Genomic DNA, 20,353 nt, shown 5'->3' with positions numbered 1-20,353 from the left:
GCGAAAAACTTAAAGACGCCGCGCTCATTCAGGATGCCAGCGTCATCGTTAACGACCTTCGCGAGCAAGCTCGCTCCTACAGGGGTCGGGGACGTCAACACATTCGTGGCCTGAGCCACACAGGGAGAAAACATGGCTGTTGATATTTTCATCAAGATCGGCGACATCAAGGGCGAGTCCATGGACAAGGCCCACAAGGACGAAATCGATGTGTTGAACTGGAGCTGGGGCATGTCCCAGTCCGGCAACATGCACGTCGGCGGTGGCGGTGGTGCGGGCAAGGTGAATATCCAGGACCTGTCGCTGACCAAATACGTCGACAAGGCTTCGCCCAACCTGATGATGCACTGCGCCAGCGGCAAGCACATCGACAAGGTCAAGCTGACCGTGCGCAAGGCCGGTGGCGAGAGCCAGGTCGAGTACATGGTGATCAACCTGGAAGAAGTGCTGGTCACCTCCTTGAGCACCGGCGGTTCGGGCAGCGATGATCGCCTGACCGAAAACGTCACCCTGAACTTCGCCCAAGTGATGGTCGACTACCAGCCGCAGAAAGCCGACGGCACCAAAGACGGCGGCGCGATCAAGTTCGGCTGGAACATCCGTTCCAACACCAAACGCTGATAGCCCTTGTGGCCGTGGCCCGGTGCCACGGCCATTGTGTCCCTCTCGCAACTTGTCCGTGGAGCTGCTTTGGTGGTAACTGAAATCGCTTCCCGCGACCGTCTGCAACCGTCCCTGTTGGACCGGTTGACCGACGACGACCCGACCAACCCCAAGGAAAGCGCCGACAAACGCGTGCTGTCCCTGACCCAATTGAAGGCCTCGGTGCTGCGTGACCTGGCGTGGTTGCTTAACACCACCTCGTTACTCGATACCGATGCCACGCTGCACACCCCGGCCGGTACGTCGGTGGTCAATTACGGCCTGCCGGCACTGGCGGGCAACAGCGCTTCGAGCGTTGATATCAAAGCCCTGGAAGCCTTGATTTACCAGGCCATCGCCACTTTCGAGCCGCGTATTTTGCGCCACACATTGCGGGTCAAGGCGCGCATGGGCCATGGCGAGATGAACCACAACGCCCTGAGTTTCGAGATTGAAGGCGACCTGTGGGCACAGCCGGTGCCGTTGCGTTTGCTGTTGCAGACCGACGTGGACCTGGAGTCCGGCCATGTGCGCGTGCTCAATGCCGACCAGCGGAGACGCCCATGAACCCGCGCCTGCTGGAGCTGTACAACCAGGAACTGCACCACGTGCGCGAAAGCGCCGCCGAGTTCGCCAAGGAATACCCGAAGATCGCCAGTCGGCTGACCCTGTCCGGTATGGACTGCGCCGACCCGTACGTCGAACGCTTGCTTGAAGGCTTCGCCTATCTCACCGCCCGCGTGCAGCTCAAGCTCGACGCCGAGTACCCGACCTTCACCCATAACCTGTTGGAAATCGCCTACCCGCACTACCTGGCGCCGACGCCGTCGATGACCGTGGTGCAATTGCAGACCGACCCCGATGAAGGCTCCTTGGCCGGCGGTTTCCCGTTGCCCCGTGACACGGTGCTGCGGGCCGCCCTGGGCCGTGAAACCCAGACCTGCTGCGAGTACCGCACCGCGCACCCGGTGACGCTGTGGCCGTTGCAGGTCAGCAACGCCGAATATTTCGGCAACCCCGCCGCCGTGCTCGGCCGCCTGGCCGCCAGCGAGCCAAAAGCCAAGGCCGGTCTGCGCCTGACCCTGCGCACCGGTGCCGAGCTGCCGTTCAACAGCCTCGACCTGGACACCTTGCCGCTGTACCTGAGCGGCGCCGATGAACAACCGTTTCGCCTCTACGAACAACTGCTGGGCAATGCCTGCGCGGTGTTTGCGCGCCAGCCCGGTGGCGATTGGGTCGAGCGCCTGCCCCAGGGCGCGTTGCGCTCGCGGGGCTTCGACGATGCCGATGCCGCCATGCCGGTGGTGGCGCGGGCGTTCCAGGGCTATCGCCTGTTGCAGGAGTACTTTGCCCTGCCCCATCGCTTCCTGTTCGTTGAATTTGCCGAGTTGAGCCGTGCGGTCAAACGCTGTGACGCCCAGGAGCTGGAACTGATCGTGCTGTTTGACCGCCACGAGCCGAGCCTGGAAGGCAGTGTCGGCGCGGCGCAGTTCTTGCCGTTCTGCACGCCCGCCATCAACCTGTTCCCCAAGCGCGTGGACCGTATCCACTTGTCCGACCGGGTCAATGAACACCACGTGATCGCCGACCGTACCCGGCCAATGGATTTCGAGATTCATTCCTTGAGCGGCATCACTGGCCATGGCACCGGGCCGGAGCAGCCGTTCTTGCCGTTCTATGCCGTGCGCGATCCGTCGCGCTATGGCCGCGACCAGGCCTATTACAGCGTGCGCCGCGAGCCGCGGGTGCTGTCCAGCGACCAACGCCGCAATGGCCCGCGCTCCACGTATGTGGGCAGTGAAACCTTCGTCAGCCTGGTGGACAGCCGCCAGGCACCGTATCGCCATGACCTGCGCCAACTGGGCGTGACGGCGCTGTGCACCAACCGCGACCTGCCGCTGTTCATGAGCGTGGGCAACGGCAAGACCGACTTCACCCTGGCCGACAGTGCGCCGGTACTGGCCGTGCGGTGCGTCGCCGGGCCAAGTCGCCCGCGTGCCAGCCATGCGCATGACGCCAAGGCCTGGCGCCTGATCAGCCAGTTGTCGCTCAACTACCTGTCCTTGAGCGAACAGGGCCAGGGCGCCGGCGCCTTGCGCGAACTGCTGCGCCTGTACGGCGACAGCAATGACGCCGCCCTGCAATTGCAGATCGAAGGCCTGCGCGAAGTCAGCAGCAAGGCGGTGACTCGACGCCTGCCGATGCCGGGCCCGATTGTGTTTGGCCGCGGCCTGGAAATCACCCTGGAGTTCGATGAAAACGCGTTTCGCGGCACCGGCGTGTTCCTGCTCGGTGCGGTGCTGGAGCGCTTCCTGGCACGCTACGTGTCGATCAACAGCTTTACCGAGACGGTGATCCGTACCACCGAACGCGGTGAGATCATGCGATGGAAAGCCAAGCCCGGACGGCGTCCGACCCTGTGAGAACCCTGGACGCGATGCACCAGGAGCCCTGGGAATATGACTTCTTCCAGGCATTGCGGCTCATCGAGTGCGAAACGCCCGAGCTGCCACGCCTGGGCCATTCCCTGCGCCTGGCCGATGATCCGCTGCGCCTGGGGCAGCAGGCCGATTGCACCTTCGCACCCGCCACCCTTGCCTCGGTCGAGCCAGGAGGCGATGGCAAGCCGGCGCGGTTGGAGCAGTTCTTCTTCGGCCTCGGCGGCCCCAACGGCCCGCTGCCGCTGCACATCACCGAGTACGTGCGCGAGCGCCAGCGCAACAACGCCGACAGCACCAGCAAGCAGTTCCTGGATGTGTTCCACCATCGCCTGCTGACTCTGTTCTATCGGGCCTGGGCCGAGGCGCGGCCTACCGTCAGCCATGACCGCCCGGACGATGACTACTGGTCCGCCCGCCTCGCCGCCCTGAGTGGCCGCGGAATGCCGAGCCTGCTCAATCAAGGGCTGATCCCCGATACCGCAAAGCTGCATTACAGCGGCCATCTGTCGGCGCAAACCCGCTACCCGGATGGCTTGAAAGCGATCCTGGGCGAGTACTTCGGCCTGCCGGTAGAGATTGAAGAGTATGTCGGCCAATGGCTTGAACTGCCCGAACGCAGCCGGGTGGGGGTCAGCGCCAACCAATTGGGCGTGGACTTCTGCCTGGGCAGCCACGTGTGGGACCGCCAGCACAAATTCCGCATCCGCCTGGGCCCGCTCACGCTGGATGACTACATGGGCATGCTGCCCGGCCAACAGCCGTTCAACGAGCTGGTGGCGTGGGTGGCCGAGTACCTGGGCCATGAATTGGACTGGGACTTGAACCTGGTTTTGCAACAACCCGAAGTACCGGCGCTGCAACTCAACGGCCAGTTCCGCCTGGGCTTCAACACCTGGCTCGGCCAACCTGCGCATGACGCCAACGACCTAATCCTGGCCCGGCATTACGCCGACCACGCCACCACCTCAAGGAATCCAGAGCATGGGTGAAATCAGTCGCGCCGCACTGTTCGGCAAACTCAACAGCGTGGCCTACAAGGCCATCGAAGCCGCCACCGTGTTCTGCAAATTGCGGGGCAATCCGTATGTGGAACTGGCCCACTGGTTTCACCAGTTGTTGCAACTGCAGGACTCGGACCTGCACCGCATCATCCGCCAGTTCAATGTGGAACCAGCACGCCTGGCCCGCGACCTCACCGAAGCCCTGGATCGCCTGCCGCGCGGTTCCACGTCGATCACCGACCTGTCCTCCCATGTGGAAGAGGCCGTAGAACGCGGCTGGGTGTATGGCAGCCTGATGTTTGGCGAAAGCCAGGTGCGCACCGGTTATCTGGTGCTGGGCATCTTGAAGACGCCGAGCCTGCGCCATGCGCTGCTGGGCTTGTCCGGCGAGTTCGACAAAATCAAGGCCGAAGCCTTGAGCGAACGTTTTGATGAATACGTCGGTGACTCGCCGGAAAATGCCTTGAGCGCCAGCGATGGCTTCAATGCCGGTGTCCCTGGCGAGGCCAGCGGGGCCATGGCGCCCAGCGCGATGGGCAAGCAGGAAGCGCTCAAGCGTTTCACTGTAGACCTGACCGAACAGGCCCGCAGCGGCAAGCTCGACCCCATCGTGGGCCGTGACGAGGAGATTCGCCAACTGGTGGATATCCTCATGCGTCGGCGCCAGAACAACCCGATCCTCACCGGTGAGGCCGGGGTGGGCAAGACCGCCGTGGTCGAAGGTTTCGCCCTGCGCATCGTTGCCGGTGACGTACCGCCTGCGCTCAAGGACGTGGAGCTGCGCAGCCTCGACGTGGGCCTGTTGCAAGCCGGCGCCAGCATGAAAGGCGAGTTCGAACAGCGCCTGCGCCAGGTCATCGAAGACGTGCAGGCCTCGCCCAAGCCGATCATCCTGTTTATCGACGAAGCCCATACCCTGGTGGGTGCCGGTGGCGCTGCCGGCACCGGTGACGCGGCCAACCTGCTCAAGCCTGCCCTGGCCCGTGGCACCTTGCGTACCGTAGCTGCCACTACCTGGGCCGAATACAAAAAGCACATCGAGAAAGACCCGGCCCTGACCCGCCGCTTCCAGGTGGTGCAGGTTGCCGAACCGTCGGAAGACAAGGCATTGCTGATGATGCGCGGCGTGGCTTCCACCATGGAAAAACACCACCAGGTGCAGATCCTCGACGAAGCCCTGGAAGCCTCGGTGAAGCTCTCCCACCGCTACATTCCGGCGCGTCAGTTGCCGGACAAATCCGTGAGCCTGCTGGACACCGCCTGTGCCCGCGTCGCTATCAGCCTGCACGCGGTGCCAGCGGAAGTGGACGACAGCCGTCGCCGTATCGAGGCCCTGGAAACCGAGCTGCAAATCATCGCCCGTGAGCATGCGATCGGCATCGCCACGGGTACGCGCCAGAGCAACAGCGAAGCCTTGTTGAGCGCCGAGCGCGAGCGCCTGGCGACCCTGGAAAGCCGTTGGGCTGAAGAAAAAGCCTTGGTGGATGAACTGCTCGCCACCCGTGCCACCTTGCGCGAAAAAGCCGGCGTGGTGGACAGCGGCAACGATGCATTGCGTGCGCAATTGGTCGACCTGCAACAACGCCTCACCATCCTGCAAGGCGAAACCCCGTTGATCCTGCCGACCGTGGATTACCAGGCCGTGGCCTCAGTGGTCGCCGACTGGACTGGCATCCCGGTGGGCCGCATGGCGCGCAATGAACTGGAGACTGTGCTCAACCTCGACCAGCACTTGAAGAAACGCATCATAGGCCAGGACCATGCCCTGCAGATGATCGCCAAGCGCATCCAGACCTCCCGCGCCGGCCTCGACAACCCGAGCAAGCCGATTGGCGTGTTCATGCTGGCCGGCACCTCGGGTGTGGGCAAGACCGAAACCGCCCTGGCTCTGGCCGAAGCCATGTACGGCGGCGAGCAGAACGTCATCACCATCAACATGAGCGAGTTCCAGGAAGCCCACACCGTGTCCACGCTCAAGGGCGCACCTCCGGGCTATATCGGCTACGGCGAAGGCGGTGTGCTGACCGAAGCGGTACGGCGCAAACCCTACAGCGTGGTGCTGCTGGATGAGGTGGAGAAAGCCCACCCGGACGTGCACGAGATTTTCTTCCAGGTGTTCGACAAGGGCGTGATGGAAGACGGCGAAGGCCGGGTGATCGACTTCAAGAACACCCTGATCCTGCTGACCACCAATGCCGGTACCGAGCTGATCTCACACGTCTGCAAGGATCCTGCGAACATCCCCGAGCCCGAGGAAATCGCCAAGGCCCTGCGCCAGCCGCTGCTGGAGATTTTCCCACCGGCCTTGCTCGGCCGCCTGGTGACCATCCCGTACTACCCGCTGAGCGACGAGATGCTCAAGGCGATCACGCGCCTGCAACTGAACCGCATCAAGAAGCGTGTGGAGAACACCCATAAAGTCGCGTTCGAGTATGACGACGCCGTGGTCGACCTGATCGTCTCGCGCTGCACCGAGACTGAAAGCGGCGGACGCATGATCGATACCATCCTCACCAACAGCCTGCTGCCGGACATGAGCCGCGAGTTCCTCACGCGCATGTTGGAAGGCAAGGCATTGGCGGGAGTGCGGATCAGCAGTCGGGATAATGAATTGCACTACGACTTCAGCGACGCGGCATAAACGCCGCAATGCCTGACACCTGTAGGAGCGAGCTCGCTCGCGAAGAACCCGAGGTCGCCGCGTTCACTCTGAATGCCCGCGTCATCGTTGACGACCTTCGCGAGCAAGCTCGCTCCTACCGTTGAAACTGACGGATGAAATGATGCTATTCAACCAAGCCTCACGCCTGGCCAAGATCACCAGCCCCCTCGGGCCGGATGTGCTGCTGCTCAATGAAATGGGCGGCGGTGAAGAGCTGGGCCGGCTGTTCAACTATGAGCTGCAACTGACGTCCCTGGACGCCAACATCGACCTCAACCAGTTGCTGGGCAAACCGATGAGCGTCGGCCTGCAACTGGCCGACGGTGGCGAACGGTACTTTCATGGCATCGTCGCGCGCTGCAGCCAGAACATCGACCAAGGCCAGTTCGCCAGTTATCAGGCCACCCTGCGCCCATGGCTGTGGTTGCTCAGCCGAACCTCCGACTGCCGCATCTTCCAGAACCTGAGCATCCCGCAGATCATCAAGCAGGTGTTCCGTGACCTGGGTTTTTCCGACTTCGAAGACGCCCTCAGCCGGCCGTATCGCGAGTGGGAATACTGCGTGCAGTACCGCGAGACCAGCTTCGATTTCGTCAGCCGGCTGATGGAACAGGAAGGCATCTACTACTTCTTCCGCCATGAACAGGACCGCCATGTGCTGGTGCTGGCCGACGCCTATGGCGCCCACACCAGCGTGCCCGGCTATGCGTCGATCCCTTACTACCCCAAGGACGAGCAACAGCGTGAACGCGACCATATGCACAACTGGCACCTGGCGCAGGAGGTGCAGCCGGGCTCGCTGGAGCTGAACGACTACGACTTCCAGCGCCCCAGCGCGAGCATCGATGTGCGCTCGGCCATGCCGCGCCCGCACACCGCCGGTGACTATCCGCTGTACGACTACCCCGGCACGTACGTGCAAAGCGCCGACGGCGAACACTATGCGCGCACCCGCATCGAAGCCCTGCAAACCCTGCATGAACAGATCGAGTTCAGCGGCAACGCGCGCGGCCTGGGCTCGGGCCATCTGTTCAGCCTCACCGGCTTCAGCCGCCAGGACCAGAACCGCGAATACCTGATCGTCGGTTGCCGCTACTTCATCGTGCAGGAAAGCCTGGAAAGCGGTGGCGGTTCAGGCTCGGCGCAGTTTGAAAGCAGCCTGACCTGCATCGACGCCCAACAGAGTTTCCGCCCACTGGCCAACACCCACCGCCCCATCGTCAAAGGCCCGCAGACCGCGGTGGTGGTGGGCCCCAAGGGCGAGGAAATCTGGACCGACCAGTATGGCCGCGTGAAGGTGCACTTCTACTGGGACCGCCACGACCAATCCAACGAGAACAGCTCGTGCTGGATTCGTGTGTCGCAATCCTGGGCCGGCAAGAACTGGGGTTCGATGCAGATTCCACGCATCGGCCAGGAAGTGATCGTCAGCTTCCTCGAAGGCGACCCCGACCGGCCGATCATCACCGGCCGCGTCTACAACGCAGAGCAGACGGTGCCCTACGATTTGCCAGAGAACGCCACCCAGAGCGGCATGAAAAGCCGCTCCAGCAAAGGCGGCTCGCCGGCCAACTTCAATGAAATCCGCATGGAGGACAAGAAGGGGTTGGAGCAGTTGTATATCCATGCCGAGCGTAACCAGGACATCGTGGTGGAGGTGGATGAGAGCCACTCGGTGGGGCATGACCGCAATAAAAGCATTGGCCATAACGAGACGGTGACCATTGGCAGTAACCGTCTGCGAGTCGTGCGCAACAACGACACGGTGATCGTGGGCGGTGCCAAGTCCGACAGCGCCGCCACGAGTTACACCATCGAGGCCGGCGAGAGTATTCGCCTGGTGTGCGGTGACAGCGTGATCGAGCTCAAAGCAGGCGGCGACATCAACATGACCTGTGGCTCGTTCAACCTGTTTTCCAGCGGCAGCAGCAAGATCCAGACGAAGGGCAAATTGGACATCAACCTGGGCAGTGATAAGGGCACATCGCCCGGTGCCCAAGGCGTGCAAAGCACGATCAAGTCCGCCGTCGAATCAAAATTTCCCGGTAAGCCCGGTGCTGGTCAATAACGAGATTTCGCCACCATGAACTACCTGATCAACGAAGCCCAATTCACCCTGCCCGATGTCGAGGTACAGGACACTTCGATCAATATCCTAAAGTTCGCCAAGCTGGGCACCACCTTGGTGGTGAGCCGCAGCCCCTTGGCCGATGGCGAGAGCCTGCAAAGCAATTTCGAAGGCCAGCTGAAAAAGCTTGAACAGCAGGTCCAGGACCTTCGCTATTCCCCGGCGCAAGCGGTCAAGGTCGGCCCGGCGCAGGACATCGACGCGTTTGAAGTGCAGAACCACTTCAGCAAAGGCAGCGACAACATTTACCAATATCAGCTGGCCATGCAGATACCGGGCACGCGTCGCTTGATCGCCCTCAGTTACGTCAAGGCCCAGCCCCTGGGCCCGGCCGAGGCGGCGCACTGGGCAACGCTGAAAAGCACACTCAACTTTCTCGCCACGCCTTGAGTCGAGCCTGAGCAATGAGTGAGGATCTTTGGGCCGCCCGCGAAGGCGACGCACTGCTGCACACCTCGGTCATGGCCGACATTCTCGGTGGTGTGCTGGAAGTGGCCGCCTATGCGGCGCTCACCACCGTGGGCTGCCTGGCCGTTGCCGGGGCGGTGTTCCTCGCGACTGGTGCAACCATCGCCACCGGTGGCGTTGCCCTGGTGTTGGTGGTGGGCGCGGTCGTCGGTATTACCGCTGGCCTCACGGGGGCGGACTTGAAGATATCCAGTTGGTGCGAGTCCGCCGCCAACTGGGTGTTCCCGCCGGTGATCGATGCATTCATCACCAGCGGCTCGCACAACGTGTTTATCAATGGCAAAAAAGCTGCCCGTGCAGCCGGCAAGATGACCGCCGTGCCGGTCGCGCCCAGCGAGCCGCCGGCACCCAGCTTCCTGGACATGGCCGGGGAGTTTTTCTCGCAGATGTGGCGCCCAACCGTCGCCTCGCCCGCCCCCGGCACCGAGCCGTGCCCGCTGGACACCGTAGCATGCAACAAGCATCCGCCTATGCCGCTGCAGTTCATTGCCGAGGGTTCCAGTTCGGTGTTCATCAACGGGCAGCCTGCGGCACGCAGCGGGGATCGCAGTACCTGTGACGCCAAGATCGGGACCGCCAAGGGCCTGATTTCGCCGGATGTGCGCATTGGTGGCGAGACCATTGTGGTGCAGGAGATTCGTAGCGGGAAAACGCCGGGGGTGGGGCTGGCGATTGCCGTGGTGATGGCGTTGCGCGGCAACCTGAAATGTTTCTGGACCAAGCTGCCGTGCCTGGTCGGTGGTTTGCTGGTGGGGGGCGCCGTCTCTTACGCAACCAGCAAGGTCACCTCCGCGCTCAAGAGCGCCATGAATGGCTCGCCCAATCCAGTGCACAGCGCGACGGGAGCCAAGATCCTGGGCGGGGATGAGGAACTGGACTTCACGTTACAGGGATTGCTCCCGATAGATTGGCAGCGCTTTTACAGCAGCCTCGACACACGCCGGGACGGCCTATTTGGCGCTGGCTGGAGCGTCGCGTATGAGGTGTCGATCGAGATAGAAGCGGACGAAAACCTGGTCTACATCGACGAGCAAGGACGCCGCCTGGAGATCGGTTACATCCCGTTGTCCGGCGGAGCGTTCGATCCGGGCCAAGGCCTTGCAGTCAGGCGCAGTGGCGACGGCGCGGTATTGATCGAGAGCATCGACGGCCTGTATCGCCTGTTCGAGCCCGACCCGCTGAATAACTCGCGGATGCGCTTGCATCTGCTGGGTGATCGCAATGAGGGGCGGATCTTCCTCGACTACGACAGTCAGGGCCGACTGTATCGCCTGCGCGACACCCACGACTTGATGCATGTAGAACTGAACTACTCGGCTGAACACCCTAGGCGTGTGAGCTACATCGAGCGGCGTTACCTGCGCCAGGACCATTTCGATGCGCGCAGCGATGTGCTCGTCAGTTATCGCTACGACAGCATGGGCGATCTGGCTGAAGTGCTGGACGAGCAAGGTACAACCCTTCGACGCTTTGCCTACGACAATGACCGGCGAATGGTCGAACACCAATTGCCGAGTGGCCTGCGCTGCTTCTACCAATGGGCTGAAGTACCTGGGCCAGGCGGCCCGGAATGGCGCGTCAGCCGCCACTGGACAGATGCGCGTGATGAATACAGCTTCCATTACGACCTGGACGCCGGCATTACCCGCGTGACCGACGGCCTGATGCGGGTCAGCATCCGGCATTGGAACCCGCAGTTCCAGATCACTCGCTACGTCGATAACCTGGGTCATACGTGGCAGTTTGAGTGGAACGATGATCGCCAGTTGCTCGGTGCGATTGATCCGCAAAAAGGCCTGTGGCGTTTCAACTATGACGCGTCCGGCAACCTGAGCGCCGTCATCGATCCGCTGTCCAGAACCAGTAGCACGCAATGGCTGGCGCACTGGGCATTGCCCCAAGTGGAAACCGATCCGGCAGGCAACAGTTGGCATTATCGGTACGACCAGCGTGGCAATTGCGTCGAGGAAATCAACCCACTGGGAAACCGTACGCGCTATGTGTATGACGGGTTCGGTCAGCCGGTGCAAATCATCGACGCCACTGAAAAAACCAAGACACTGCATTGGAACGAATGGAACCAGTTGGTCGAGGCGGTAGATTGCTCGGGTTACCCCACCCGTTATCAATACGATGCGTTCGGCAATCTGGTGGTGCAGACCAATGCGGAAGGCGAGTCGGTGCGCTACCGGTACGGACCTCGAGGGCTATTGCTGGAGTGCCAGCTTCCGGATGGTCGCGTGGAACAGTTCCAGCGCAGCGCCACTGGTTATCTGCTTGCTCACATCGATCCCGGCGGCGCCGTCACACGCTATGCCTATAATAGTCGCGGCTTGGTCAACCAACGGTGGGATGCGCATAACCGCAGCGTGATGTTCGACCATGACGACTATGGGCGACTGCGCAAACTGACCAATGAGAACGGAGAGAGCTATCACTTTGAATGGGACGCAGCGGACCGCATGGTACAGCAGCAGGACCTTGACCAGAGCCGGCGCCGCTACACCTATGATCCGCTGGCTGATGTCGTCGCCGTGGATTACCTGCCGGGGACGGAAGGCCAACCCGTGGCTCCATTGTCGCACCAGTTTCAGCGAGATCCGGTTGGACGCCTGGTCAGCAAAATAACTGCGGACGGTACTACCAGCTACGTCCACGACCTGAGCGACCAACTGATCGGTGTCACTTTCACAGCGCCTGATGGGAGTGAGCAATCACTCGGTTTCAGCTATGACGCCATGGGGCTGCTCCTAGAGGAACAAAGCTCGGCCGGTTCTGTGCAGCATCGTTACGACGAACTGGGAAACCTGATTCAAACCGGCTTGCCCGATGGTCGGTGGCTCAATCGCTTGTACTATGGCAGTGGCCACCTGCATCAGTTGAATCTCGATGGTAAGGTCATTAGCGACTTCGAGCGGGATCGTTTGCACCGCGAAGTGCAACGCACTCAGGGCCAACTCAAAACGAGTACCGCCTATGATCGAAGTGGACGGGTTCGCTCGCGACAGCGTCGTAGTATTGACCAACCGTGGCAATTGCCACCGTTGGTTGAGACTGAATACTGCTACGACCCAAGCGATAACCTGATCGGGCGTCGTCGTACTGACCGTCAAGAGCTTCTGGGCTACGACAGTACGGGACGTATCCTCGTCAACCACCAAGCAGGACGCAGCGAAACCTACGCCTATGATGCTGCCGCCAATTTGCTCGACGGCCCGACCCAAGGCGGCCTGGTAAGGCATAACCGCCTGCTCATCTATCAAGACAAACGTTACAAGTACGACACCCTTGGACGGATGATCGAGAAAAGCAGCACGGCGCGCGGGTTGCAACGGTTTACTTACGATGCCGAGCATCGCCTGATCAAAGTGCATAGCCAGAAAGGCGCGCTGAACACGATTGTGAGGATGGTGTACGACCCTCTGGGGCGGCGTGTTGGCAAAACCGAACACGATGCCAATGGGCTCTGCCTGGGAGAAACACGCTTCGACTGGGATGGCTTGCGTCTTTTACAGGAACATCGGCATAGCCAGACCAGCCTCTATCTATATGACAATTACAGCTATGACCCGCTAGCTCGAGTGGACGGTACGGGGAAACACCAGTGTGTACGGTATTACCACAATGACCTGAACGGACTGCCAGAGTACCTCACTGAGACTGATGGGCTCATAGTTTGGCAAGCGCGCTACGAAGCATGGGGCGCGCCCCTTGAAGAAGTGCGAGAAGCGTACTTCATCGAGGAGCAAAACCTGCGATTCCAGGGTCAGTATCTTGATCGAGAAACCGGTTTGCATTTCAATACCTTGCGGTATTACGACCCCGACGTTGGCCGTTTTACGACACCTGACCCTATAGGTCTGGCAGGTGGTTTGAATCTTTACGCTTATGCCTCGAACCCGCTGACTTGGATCGATCCTCTTGGACTGAACCCAGCGCTCCTGGAGGCGCTTGGCTCGGATGCAAAATCAGTCGGTGTTTATCGATTTACTGACAAAAATGGCAAGCTCTACGTAGGTTCCACTACTGATCAAACCTTCGGCTCAAGACTGAGTCAGCATGTCGCCTCTGGAAAACTGCCGGCTGACAAAATCAGCTCGGTACAGTTACACAGTATGAACGGGGCCACCGCCCAGGAAATCTACAAGGTCGAAGCCAGTGAAATTGTGCGAAATGGCGGCAGGAGCGTAGACGGCGGGAAAACCTCCAACCTTCGAGCGCCTGCCGGTACACGTGAGCTATTCAAAAACCCCAACTGGGTCGCAACAGAAAAATCTAAACCATCACGTTTCGGAAAATGTGGCTAAGGAGTCAAAAATGGGCGCCTGGAATTACAACCCTTGGGAAAACGATGAAGCCGCGGACTGGTTTCAGGAGTTCTGGAAACAACAAAATTTTGCGGTCTTGATCAACGAAATCAGCCAGTTTGATCCCGCTGAAGAACGTTATGACGCCTTTAGGGCTGCCTGTTATCTATTACAAACCCTAGGCAACCCCTATATATGGCCAACTGAATATCTGGCACAACTCAAACCCCTGATCGAGCAGGCTATTTCAATACTGACCCAACTGATTGATCCGCCCAATGACGAATGGGGGTTTCTTGATATGTGGGGCGACAGCGCCGATGTTATCAACGCAGTGGAGGAACAAATCGACGCTCTGAAAATGCGATTAGGCGAGCTGGCTTAATCTGGCATACGCATCAGCACCCAACAAAAAATGGGCACCCGACCCCGTCGGCGTGCCCATCTTTTTTACCGCCCCGCCTCCCTTCGAGACGGTACCGCTTAACTTACGGGTTGACGCTGTCTTTGAGCGACTTGCCCGGCTTGAACGCTACGGTGTTGCTCGCCTTGATTTTCACTGGCTCACCGGTTTGCGGGTTTTTGCCGGTGCGGGCGCCACGGTGGCGTTGCAGGAAAGTGCCGAAGCCGACCAGGGTGACGCTGTCTTTGCGGTGCAGGGCGCCGGTGATTTCTTCGAGGACGGCGTTGAGGACGCGGTTGGCCTGTTCTTTGGTGAGATCGGCTTTTTCAGCGATGGCGGCTGCGAGTTCTGGTTTACGCATATGTGAAGCCTCTTTGACGGTTTTTTGTTGTTATGTCCGTGCTGCTCTCTGGTGGAGCAGCGCCAAGGCGCCGCAGGCTCTACTCTGCGGCAGACGGGAGTGAGGATGGCATGCCCTCGGGCGCCGCGCCAGTCTCGCGGGGGCCTTTCTCCGGGTAAGAACGTGATGTTTGCGACAGAACGGGTGGTATTTACGCCAGCAGCGGCGGAAGTTCTTTGTTCAGCGCCAGTTTTTCCATGACGGCGCTGCCGGTCAACGCATAACCCAGCAGGCGGCCGCTGGCATCGCGGCACAGGGCCTTGATGTCGGCACCCTGCCCTTCGACGCTCCACACGCCTTCCGTGCCCCGTGGCGCAGGTGATACCACGAGCGGGCACACCGGGGTTTTCACGGTGATGGGCATCGGCCCATAGCTCACCGCCGTGGCATTGCCGGCCAGGGTTTGCGCCAGGGCGCGGGCGCAGCTCATCAGTGGCATTACGTACAACAGGTTCAGGCCATCGACCTCGGCGCAGTCGCCCAGGGCATAGATATTGGCGTGGGAGGTCTTGAGGTGGCGGTCCACCATGATCCCGCGGTTGATTTGCAGGCCGGCCGCTGCGGCCAGGTCTACGCGAGGGCGCAGGCCAATGGCGGACACCACCAGGTCACAGTGGATCACTTCGCCGTCCGACAGGTGCGCTTCAAGGCCATCAGCCGTGCGTTGCAGGCGATTGAGCACCGGGCCCAGGTGGAAGCGCGCGCCGATGCCTTCCAGCCCGGCTTGCACCGCTGCGGCTGCCGCCGGGTGCAGAAGGGTCGGCATGACTTGCTCACAGGGCGCGACCAGGTCGATTTCATAGCCGCCCAGGATCAGATCATTGGCAAACTCACAGCCGATCAGGCCGGCGCCGAGCAGCAGCACGCGCCGTTTGCCGGCAGCGGCAGCGCGAAAGCGCGCGTAGTCTTCCAGGTCGTTGATCGGGAAAATCAGCTCAGCCGCATCGCCTTCGACCGGTACGCGCACGGTTTCTGCGCCCCAGGCCAGAACCAGGTCGCGGTAGGTCACTGCTTCCTCGCCGATCCACAGACGCTTGTGGCCTGGGTCGATGCCGCTGATGCGCGTATGGGTGCGCACTTGGGCCTTGAGTTGCTCGGCCATCGCGCCAGGCTCGGCCATGCTCAGGCCATCGGCTTCCTTGTTCTTGCCAAAGCCGGTGGAGAGCATGGGCTTGGAGTAGGAGCGTCCGTCATCGGCAGTGATCAGCAGCAACGGGGTCTCGCTGTCGAGCTTGCGAAACTCCCGGGCGACGTTGTAACCGGCCAATCCTGTGCCGATGATCACGACAGGTGCGTTCATTCCCTTCTCCTTGCAGTACGTTTCTTAATTCGTTGATTAGCCGATTTCGATCATTTCGAAATCCATTTTGCCCACACCGCAGTCCGGGCACAGCCAGTCTTCCGGGACGTCCTGCCACAGAGTGCCTGGTGCAATACCGTCATCCGGCCAGCCGTCCGCTTCGTTGTAAATAAGGCCACAGACGATACATTGCCACTTCTTCATTACGTGCTTCCTCAGGTTCAGGCGTGTTGGCCGGCGGTCGATGGATCCAGCGTTGCCGCGCGGCTCAGGGCGTTTTGTACTGATCGGAGCCTGCAGATGCAAGCATGTTCGGCGCAAACGAGGGGTTTGGCACGGCAAAAGCCCAGGGTGCCATGATAAGCTCGCCGCCTCTTTTGCTGCCAATACTGACTCACCGTGCCGCACTCAATCGCCCTTCCCGACGCTTGCCGATGGCTGACCCAGAGCCTTCTGAGCCCCTTGCCCACGCCCTTGACCCTCAATTGGCTGTTTGACGAAGGCTCGCTGACGCGACGACTGACGTGGCTGTCCAACGAGGGTTTCAGCGTGACGCCGCTGTTCGAAGGCTGGCAACCGTTGCGCGACGACGAATGTGCCGCGCTGGACCTGCCGCCGGCCAGTATCGGTTGGGTACGCGAGGTGTATTTGCGCGGGCACGGCCAGCCTTGGGTGTTCGCCCGCAGCGTGGCGGCCCGCAGTGCCTTGCAGGGCGATGGGCTGCACATGGACGCGCTGGGCAGCCGCTCGCTGGGCGAGTTGCTGTTCTGCGACCGCGCCTTTACCCGCCAGGCCATTGAAGTGTGTCACTACCCTCGTGCCTGGCTGCCGACAGCGGACCAGGCCGATAATCTGTGGGCGCGCCGCTCGCGCTTCGACCGCGGGACGCTGAGCGTGCTGGTGGCGGAAGTCTTCCTGCCGAGTTTCTGGCACGCGTTGCACGACCATCCGGAGAACTGCTGATGTACCAACGTCTGCTCAAGTCCCTGAACCGCCTGAACCCCAGGGCCTGGGATTTCATTCAGTTGACGCGCATGGACAAGCCCATCGGCATCTACCTGCTGCTGTGGCCGACACTGTGGGCCCTGTGGATTGCCGGCAAGGGTTCGCCGTCGCTGATCAATATCGTGATTTTCGTGCTGGGCGTGATACTCACCCGGGCCGGCGGCTGCGTGATCAATGACTGGGCCGACCGCAAGGTCGATGGCCATGTGAAACGCACCGAGCAACGCCCGCTGGTGAGCGGCAAGATCAGCTCGAAAGAAGCGCTGGTGTTTTTTGCCGTGCTGATGGGCATCAGTTTCCTGCTGGTGCTGCTGACCAACGCCAGCACCATCCTGCTGTCCCTGGGCGGCCTGGCACTGGCGGCGAGCTACCCGTTCATGAAGCGCTACACCTATTACCCCCAAGTGGTGCTGGGCGCGGCGTTTTCCTGGGGCATGCCGATGGCGTTTACCGCCGAGACCGGCCATTTGCCTGCCACGGCGTGGCTGCTGTACATCGCCAACCTGTTGTGGACGGTGGGCTACGACACCTATTACGCCATGACCGACCGCGATGACGACTTGAAGATCGGGGTGAAATCCACCGCGATTCTATTTGGCGATGCCGACCGCGTGATCATCCTCACCCTGCAAGGCCTGGCGCTGGCGTGCCTGTTGCTGGCCGGCGCACGGTTCGAGCTGGGCGGGTGGTTCCACCTGGGGTTGCTGGCGGCAGCGGGCTGTTTTGTCTGGGAGTTCTGGTACACGCGGGACAGGGACCGCATGAAGTGCTTCAAGGCGTTCTTGCATAATCACTGGGCGGGGTTGGCGATTTTTGTCGGGATCGTGGTGGATTACGCGGTTCGCTGAGGATTCTGTGGTGATGCCTTCGCGAGCAAGCCCGCTCCCACTTTTTGATTTGCGAATACAGTCAAAAGTGGGAGCAGGCTTGCTCGCGAAGGCCTCAAAGCCGCCGCTTAGTCAGGGTTTGATGATGTGCCAAACGCTACCCTTGCCATCACCAGCCTTGTCACCGGCTTTCTTGTCGTCCTTGTAGGTGTAGACAGGCTTGCCTTTGTACGCCCACTGGCTGGTCTGGTCGTCGCGGGTGATCACCGTCCAATCGCCGGTCTTGGTGTCGGTAGACTCTGCCTTCAGCGGTGGCCAGTTGGTCGCGCACTGGTCCTTGCACACTGATTTGCCATCAGCGTCCTTGTCGAAGGTGTAGAGCGTCATCCCTTTGTGATCCACCAACATCCCGTCTTTAGTCATCGCCGGCTCTGCCGCAAACGCCAGGCCTGGCAGCGTCAACACCGCAGATACCAGCAGGGCTTTCCAGGAAACAGTGCTGTAAGTCATCGGAACCTTCCTTTTGTGGTTGTCAGGATTCGGACCCAAAGGGTAGTCCAGAGTGCCGTTAATTGCCCAAGCGACTAAATTACTGTCACACGACTGCAATAATTCCGTTATCTAATGCGGCGCAAGACAGTTAAATGACAAGAGGATTTTGAGCATGGTTGGCAGGAGCATTCTGATTGTTGACGACGAAGCGCCCATTCGCGAGATGATCGCCGTTGCGTTGGAAATGGCCGGCTATGACTGCCTGGAGGCGGAAAACTCCCAACAGGCCCACGCCATTATCGTCGACCGCAAGCCGGACCTGATCTTGCTCGACTGGATGCTGCCCGGCACCTCGGGTATCGAATTGGCCCGCCGTCTCAAGCGTGACGAGCTGACCGGGGATATTCCGATCATCATGCTCACCGCCAAGGGCGAAGAGGACAACAAGATCCAGGGCCTGGAAGTCGGCGCCGATGACTACATCACCAAGCCGTTTTCCCCCAGGGAGCTGGTGGCGCGCCTCAAAGCCGTGCTGCGCCGCGCCGGCCCGACCGATGGCGAAGCGCCTATTGAAGTCGACGGCTTGATTCTGGACCCGATCAGCCACCGCGTGACCATCGACGGCAAGCCTGCTGAGATGGGACCGACCGAATATCGCCTGCTGCAATTCTTCATGACCCACCAGGAGCGCGCCTACACCCGTGGCCAACTGCTCGACCAGGTGTGGGGCGGCAACGTCTATGTGGAAGAGCGCACGGTGGATGTGCATATCCGCCGCCTGCGCAAAGCCTTGGGCGATGCGTACGAGAATCTGGTACAAACCGTGCGCGGCACCGGCTATCGGTTTTCTACCAAAGGCTAAGCCAGCTGCTTCGTGACTTAATCGCCTGACTTAAACAGCTGACAAGGACGCATGTTCAAGTGAACCAAAACTGGCATGGCACCCTGATCCGCCACATGCTCTTGCTGGTCACCGGCTGCCTGTTGGTGGGGCTGGTCAGCGGCTACTACGGCTGGAGCCTGGCTGCGGGCATTGCCTTGTACCTGGGCTGGACCCTCAAGCAGTTGCTGCGCTTGCATGAATGGCTGCGCCAGCATAAACCCGATGAAGCACCGCCCGATGGCTACGGCCTGTGGGGCGAAGTGTTCGACAGCATCTACCACCTGCAACGCCGCGACCAACGGGTACGCGGGCGCCTGCAAGCGGTGATCGACCGGGTGCAGGAGTCCACCGCCGCGCTCAAGGACGCGGTGATCATGCTCGACAGCGACGGCAACCTGGAATGGTGGAACCGTGCCGCCGAGACCCTGCTGGGCCTCAAGACGCCCCAGGACAGCGGCCAGCCGGTGACCAACCTGGTGCGTCACCCGCGCTTCAAAGAGTACTTCGAGCAGGACAACTACGAAGAAGCCCTGGAAATCCCTTCCCCCACCAACGACCGCGTGCGCATCCAGCTGTACCTGACCCGCTACGGCAACAACGAGCACTTGATGCTGGTGCGTGACGTGACCCGTATCCACCAGCTGGAACAGATGCGCAAAGACTTCGTCGCCAACGTCTCCCACGAGCTGCGCACGCCATTGACGGTGATCTGCGGCTACCTGGAGACGTTGCTCGACAACGTCGACGAGATCAACCCGCGCTGGAGCCGCGCCCTGCAACAGATGCAGCAGCAAGGCTCACGCATGCAGACCCTGCTCAACGACCTGCTGTTGCTGGCCAAGCTTGAGGCCACGGACTACCCCTCGGACAACCACCCCGTGGCGGTACACAGCCTGTTGCAGACGATCAAGAACGATGCCCAGGCCCTCTCGGGCGAACGCGGCCAGCAGATCACGCTGGAGGCCGACCCAAGCGTATTGCTCAAGGGCAGCGAGGGCGAACTGCGCAGCGCATTCTCCAACCTGGTGTTCAACGCGGTGAAGTACACCCAGGACAAGGGCAATATCCGCATTCGCTGGTGGGCCGACGAGCACGGTGCGCACCTGAGTGTGCAGGACTCGGGTATCGGTATCGACGCCAAGCACCTGCCGCGTCTGACCGAACGCTTCTACCGGGTCGACTCCAGCCGCAACTCCAACACCGGCGGCACCGGGCTGGGCCTGGCCATCGTCAAGCATGTGCTGCTGCGCCATCGGGCCCGCCTGGAAATCAGCAGCGTGCTGGGGCATGGCAGTACCTTTACCTGCCATTTTCCGCCGGCGCAGGTAACGCGTTCGCAGGCACTCGAAGAAGATAAATAATCTCGAAACACATCAGGGCTAAATGTGGGAGCG

The 20,353-nt window shown here is 61.0% G+C and carries 17 protein-coding genes; 13 read left to right on the top strand and 4 right to left on the bottom strand.

Annotated elements, in window-relative coordinates:
* The first annotated feature begins 132 nt into the window (after positions 1–132).
* The 9 genes from MF6394_RS05665 (at position 133) to MF6394_RS05625 (ending at position 14,034) form a co-directional block, all read left to right on the top strand.
* Complete coding sequence (locus MF6394_RS05665; protein ID WP_003195562.1) at positions 133–621, top strand: Hcp family type VI secretion system effector; 489 nt, start codon at positions 133–135, stop codon at positions 619–621.
* A 72-nt stretch (positions 622–693) separates the two neighbouring features.
* Positions 694–1,209, top strand: coding sequence for a type VI secretion system baseplate subunit TssE (tssE, locus tag MF6394_RS05660; RefSeq protein ID WP_003195563.1), 516 nt, complete (start codon positions 694–696; stop codon positions 1,207–1,209).
* Positions 1,206–3,065 carry a type VI secretion system baseplate subunit TssF gene (tssF, locus tag MF6394_RS05655; RefSeq protein ID WP_032894507.1) on the top strand — a complete coding sequence of 620 codons (1,860 nt, stop codon included), beginning with the start codon at positions 1,206–1,208 and terminating at the stop codon, positions 3,063–3,065. Before tssE ends, tssF begins: the two co-directional genes overlap by 4 nt.
* Complete coding sequence (gene tssG / locus MF6394_RS05650; protein WP_078466307.1) at positions 3,029–4,072, top strand: type VI secretion system baseplate subunit TssG; 1,044 nt, start codon at positions 3,029–3,031, stop codon at positions 4,070–4,072. Before tssF ends, tssG begins: the two co-directional genes overlap by 37 nt.
* On the top strand, positions 4,065–6,725 hold the full coding sequence (tssH, locus tag MF6394_RS05645) for a type VI secretion system ATPase TssH (protein ID WP_078466306.1): 2,661 nt from the start codon (positions 4,065–4,067) through the stop codon (positions 6,723–6,725). The genes tssG and tssH overlap by 8 nt, the downstream gene beginning before the upstream one ends.
* A 142-nt stretch (positions 6,726–6,867) precedes the next feature.
* Positions 6,868–8,814 (top strand): type VI secretion system Vgr family protein, encoded by a 1,947-nt coding sequence (locus MF6394_RS05640; RefSeq protein WP_078466305.1) that lies wholly within the window; start codon positions 6,868–6,870, stop codon positions 8,812–8,814.
* 15 nt (positions 8,815–8,829) lie between these two features.
* Complete coding sequence (locus MF6394_RS05635) at positions 8,830–9,264, top strand: DcrB-related protein (RefSeq protein WP_003195571.1); 435 nt, start codon at positions 8,830–8,832, stop codon at positions 9,262–9,264.
* Between the two features lie 14 nt (positions 9,265–9,278).
* Positions 9,279–13,649: an RHS repeat-associated core domain-containing protein gene (locus tag MF6394_RS05630; RefSeq protein WP_078466304.1), complete on the top strand. Its 4,371-nt coding sequence runs from the start codon at positions 9,279–9,281 to the stop codon at positions 13,647–13,649.
* Positions 13,650–13,659: 10 nt separating this feature from the next.
* On the top strand, positions 13,660–14,034 hold the full coding sequence (locus tag MF6394_RS05625; protein WP_078466303.1) for a DUF4259 domain-containing protein: 375 nt from the start codon (positions 13,660–13,662) through the stop codon (positions 14,032–14,034).
* A 103-nt stretch (positions 14,035–14,137) separates the two neighbouring features.
* Here the strand turns inward: MF6394_RS05625 and MF6394_RS05620 are convergent, their stop codons facing one another.
* The 3 genes from MF6394_RS05620 to MF6394_RS05610 all read right to left on the bottom strand — a co-directional run bounded on the left by MF6394_RS05620 (position 14,138) and on the right by MF6394_RS05610 (position 15,956).
* Positions 14,138–14,413: an HU family DNA-binding protein gene (locus MF6394_RS05620; protein ID WP_003213368.1), complete on the bottom strand. Its 276-nt coding sequence runs from the start codon at positions 14,411–14,413 to the stop codon at positions 14,138–14,140.
* A 190-nt stretch (positions 14,414–14,603) separates the two neighbouring features.
* Complete coding sequence (locus MF6394_RS05615; RefSeq protein WP_003195591.1) at positions 14,604–15,752, bottom strand: NAD(P)/FAD-dependent oxidoreductase; 1,149 nt, start codon at positions 15,750–15,752, stop codon at positions 14,604–14,606.
* A gap of 36 nt (positions 15,753–15,788) precedes the next feature.
* The gene (locus MF6394_RS05610; RefSeq protein WP_002555879.1) at positions 15,789–15,956 is read right to left on the bottom strand and encodes a rubredoxin; all 168 of its coding nucleotides are present in this window, start codon (positions 15,954–15,956) and stop codon (positions 15,789–15,791) included.
* Between the two features lie 195 nt (positions 15,957–16,151).
* Here MF6394_RS05610 and MF6394_RS05605 point away from each other — a divergent pair, with 195 nt between their 5' ends.
* Together MF6394_RS05605 and ubiA are read left to right on the top strand one after the other, a co-directional pair.
* The gene (locus MF6394_RS05605; RefSeq protein WP_078466302.1) at positions 16,152–16,715 is read left to right on the top strand and encodes a chorismate--pyruvate lyase family protein; all 564 of its coding nucleotides are present in this window, start codon (positions 16,152–16,154) and stop codon (positions 16,713–16,715) included.
* Positions 16,715–17,605, top strand: a complete 891-nt coding sequence (ubiA, locus tag MF6394_RS05600; protein ID WP_044269935.1) for a 4-hydroxybenzoate octaprenyltransferase — start codon at positions 16,715–16,717, stop codon at positions 17,603–17,605. The genes MF6394_RS05605 and ubiA overlap by 1 nt, the downstream gene beginning before the upstream one ends.
* Positions 17,606–17,716: 111 nt before the next feature.
* Here ubiA and MF6394_RS05595 read toward each other — a convergent pair whose 3' ends face one another.
* Positions 17,717–18,094, bottom strand: a complete 378-nt coding sequence (locus tag MF6394_RS05595) for a COG4315 family predicted lipoprotein (protein ID WP_047712092.1) — start codon at positions 18,092–18,094, stop codon at positions 17,717–17,719.
* Positions 18,095–18,248: 154 nt separating this feature from the next.
* On the opposite strand from MF6394_RS05595, the gene phoB reads away from it, so the two are divergent.
* Both phoB and phoR read left to right on the top strand, forming a co-directional pair.
* A complete protein-coding gene (gene phoB / locus MF6394_RS05590) occupies positions 18,249–18,938 on the top strand; it encodes a phosphate regulon transcriptional regulator PhoB (RefSeq protein WP_003195617.1) in 690 nt (229 codons plus the stop codon).
* A 95-nt stretch (positions 18,939–19,033) separates the two neighbouring features.
* Positions 19,034–20,320 (top strand): phosphate regulon sensor histidine kinase PhoR, encoded by a 1,287-nt coding sequence (phoR, locus tag MF6394_RS05585; RefSeq protein ID WP_238597276.1) that lies wholly within the window; start codon positions 19,034–19,036, stop codon positions 20,318–20,320.
* Positions 20,321–20,353: the final 33 nt, after the last annotated feature.

This window comes from Pseudomonas sp. MF6394, from assembly GCF_002018845.1.
Lineage (GTDB): Bacteria > Pseudomonadota > Gammaproteobacteria > Pseudomonadales > Pseudomonadaceae > Aquipseudomonas > Aquipseudomonas lactis.
This window is presented reverse-complemented; position numbering and strand designations above follow the sequence as displayed.

Excerpts from the sequence above, each read along its gene's own strand:
- MF6394_RS05665 (WP_003195562.1), top strand. The coding sequence starts at position 133 with ATGGCTGTTGATATTTTCATCAAGATCGGCGACATCAAGGGCGAGTCC.
- tssF (WP_032894507.1), top strand. The coding sequence starts at position 1,206 with ATGAACCCGCGCCTGCTGGAGCTGTACAACCAGGAACTGCACCACGTG.
- tssG (WP_078466307.1), top strand. The coding sequence starts at position 3,029 with ATGGAAAGCCAAGCCCGGACGGCGTCCGACCCTGTGAGAACCCTGGAC.
- tssH (WP_078466306.1), top strand. The coding sequence starts at position 4,065 with ATGGGTGAAATCAGTCGCGCCGCACTGTTCGGCAAACTCAACAGCGTG.
- MF6394_RS05640 (WP_078466305.1), top strand. The coding sequence starts at position 6,868 with ATGCTATTCAACCAAGCCTCACGCCTGGCCAAGATCACCAGCCCCCTC.
- MF6394_RS05635 (WP_003195571.1), top strand. The coding sequence starts at position 8,830 with ATGAACTACCTGATCAACGAAGCCCAATTCACCCTGCCCGATGTCGAG.
- MF6394_RS05630 (WP_078466304.1), top strand. The coding sequence starts at position 9,279 with ATGAGTGAGGATCTTTGGGCCGCCCGCGAAGGCGACGCACTGCTGCAC.
- MF6394_RS05625 (WP_078466303.1), top strand. The coding sequence starts at position 13,660 with ATGGGCGCCTGGAATTACAACCCTTGGGAAAACGATGAAGCCGCGGAC.
- MF6394_RS05620 (WP_003213368.1), bottom strand. The coding sequence starts at position 14,413 with ATGCGTAAACCAGAACTCGCAGCCGCCATCGCTGAAAAAGCCGATCTC.
- MF6394_RS05615 (WP_003195591.1), bottom strand. The coding sequence starts at position 15,752 with ATGAACGCACCTGTCGTGATCATCGGCACAGGATTGGCCGGTTACAAC.
- MF6394_RS05610 (WP_002555879.1), bottom strand. The coding sequence starts at position 15,956 with ATGAAGAAGTGGCAATGTATCGTCTGTGGCCTTATTTACAACGAAGCG.
- ubiA (WP_044269935.1), top strand. The coding sequence starts at position 16,715 with ATGTACCAACGTCTGCTCAAGTCCCTGAACCGCCTGAACCCCAGGGCC.
- MF6394_RS05595 (WP_047712092.1), bottom strand. The coding sequence starts at position 18,094 with ATGACTTACAGCACTGTTTCCTGGAAAGCCCTGCTGGTATCTGCGGTG.
- phoB (WP_003195617.1), top strand. The coding sequence starts at position 18,249 with ATGGTTGGCAGGAGCATTCTGATTGTTGACGACGAAGCGCCCATTCGC.
- phoR (WP_238597276.1), top strand. The coding sequence starts at position 19,034 with ATGCTCTTGCTGGTCACCGGCTGCCTGTTGGTGGGGCTGGTCAGCGGC.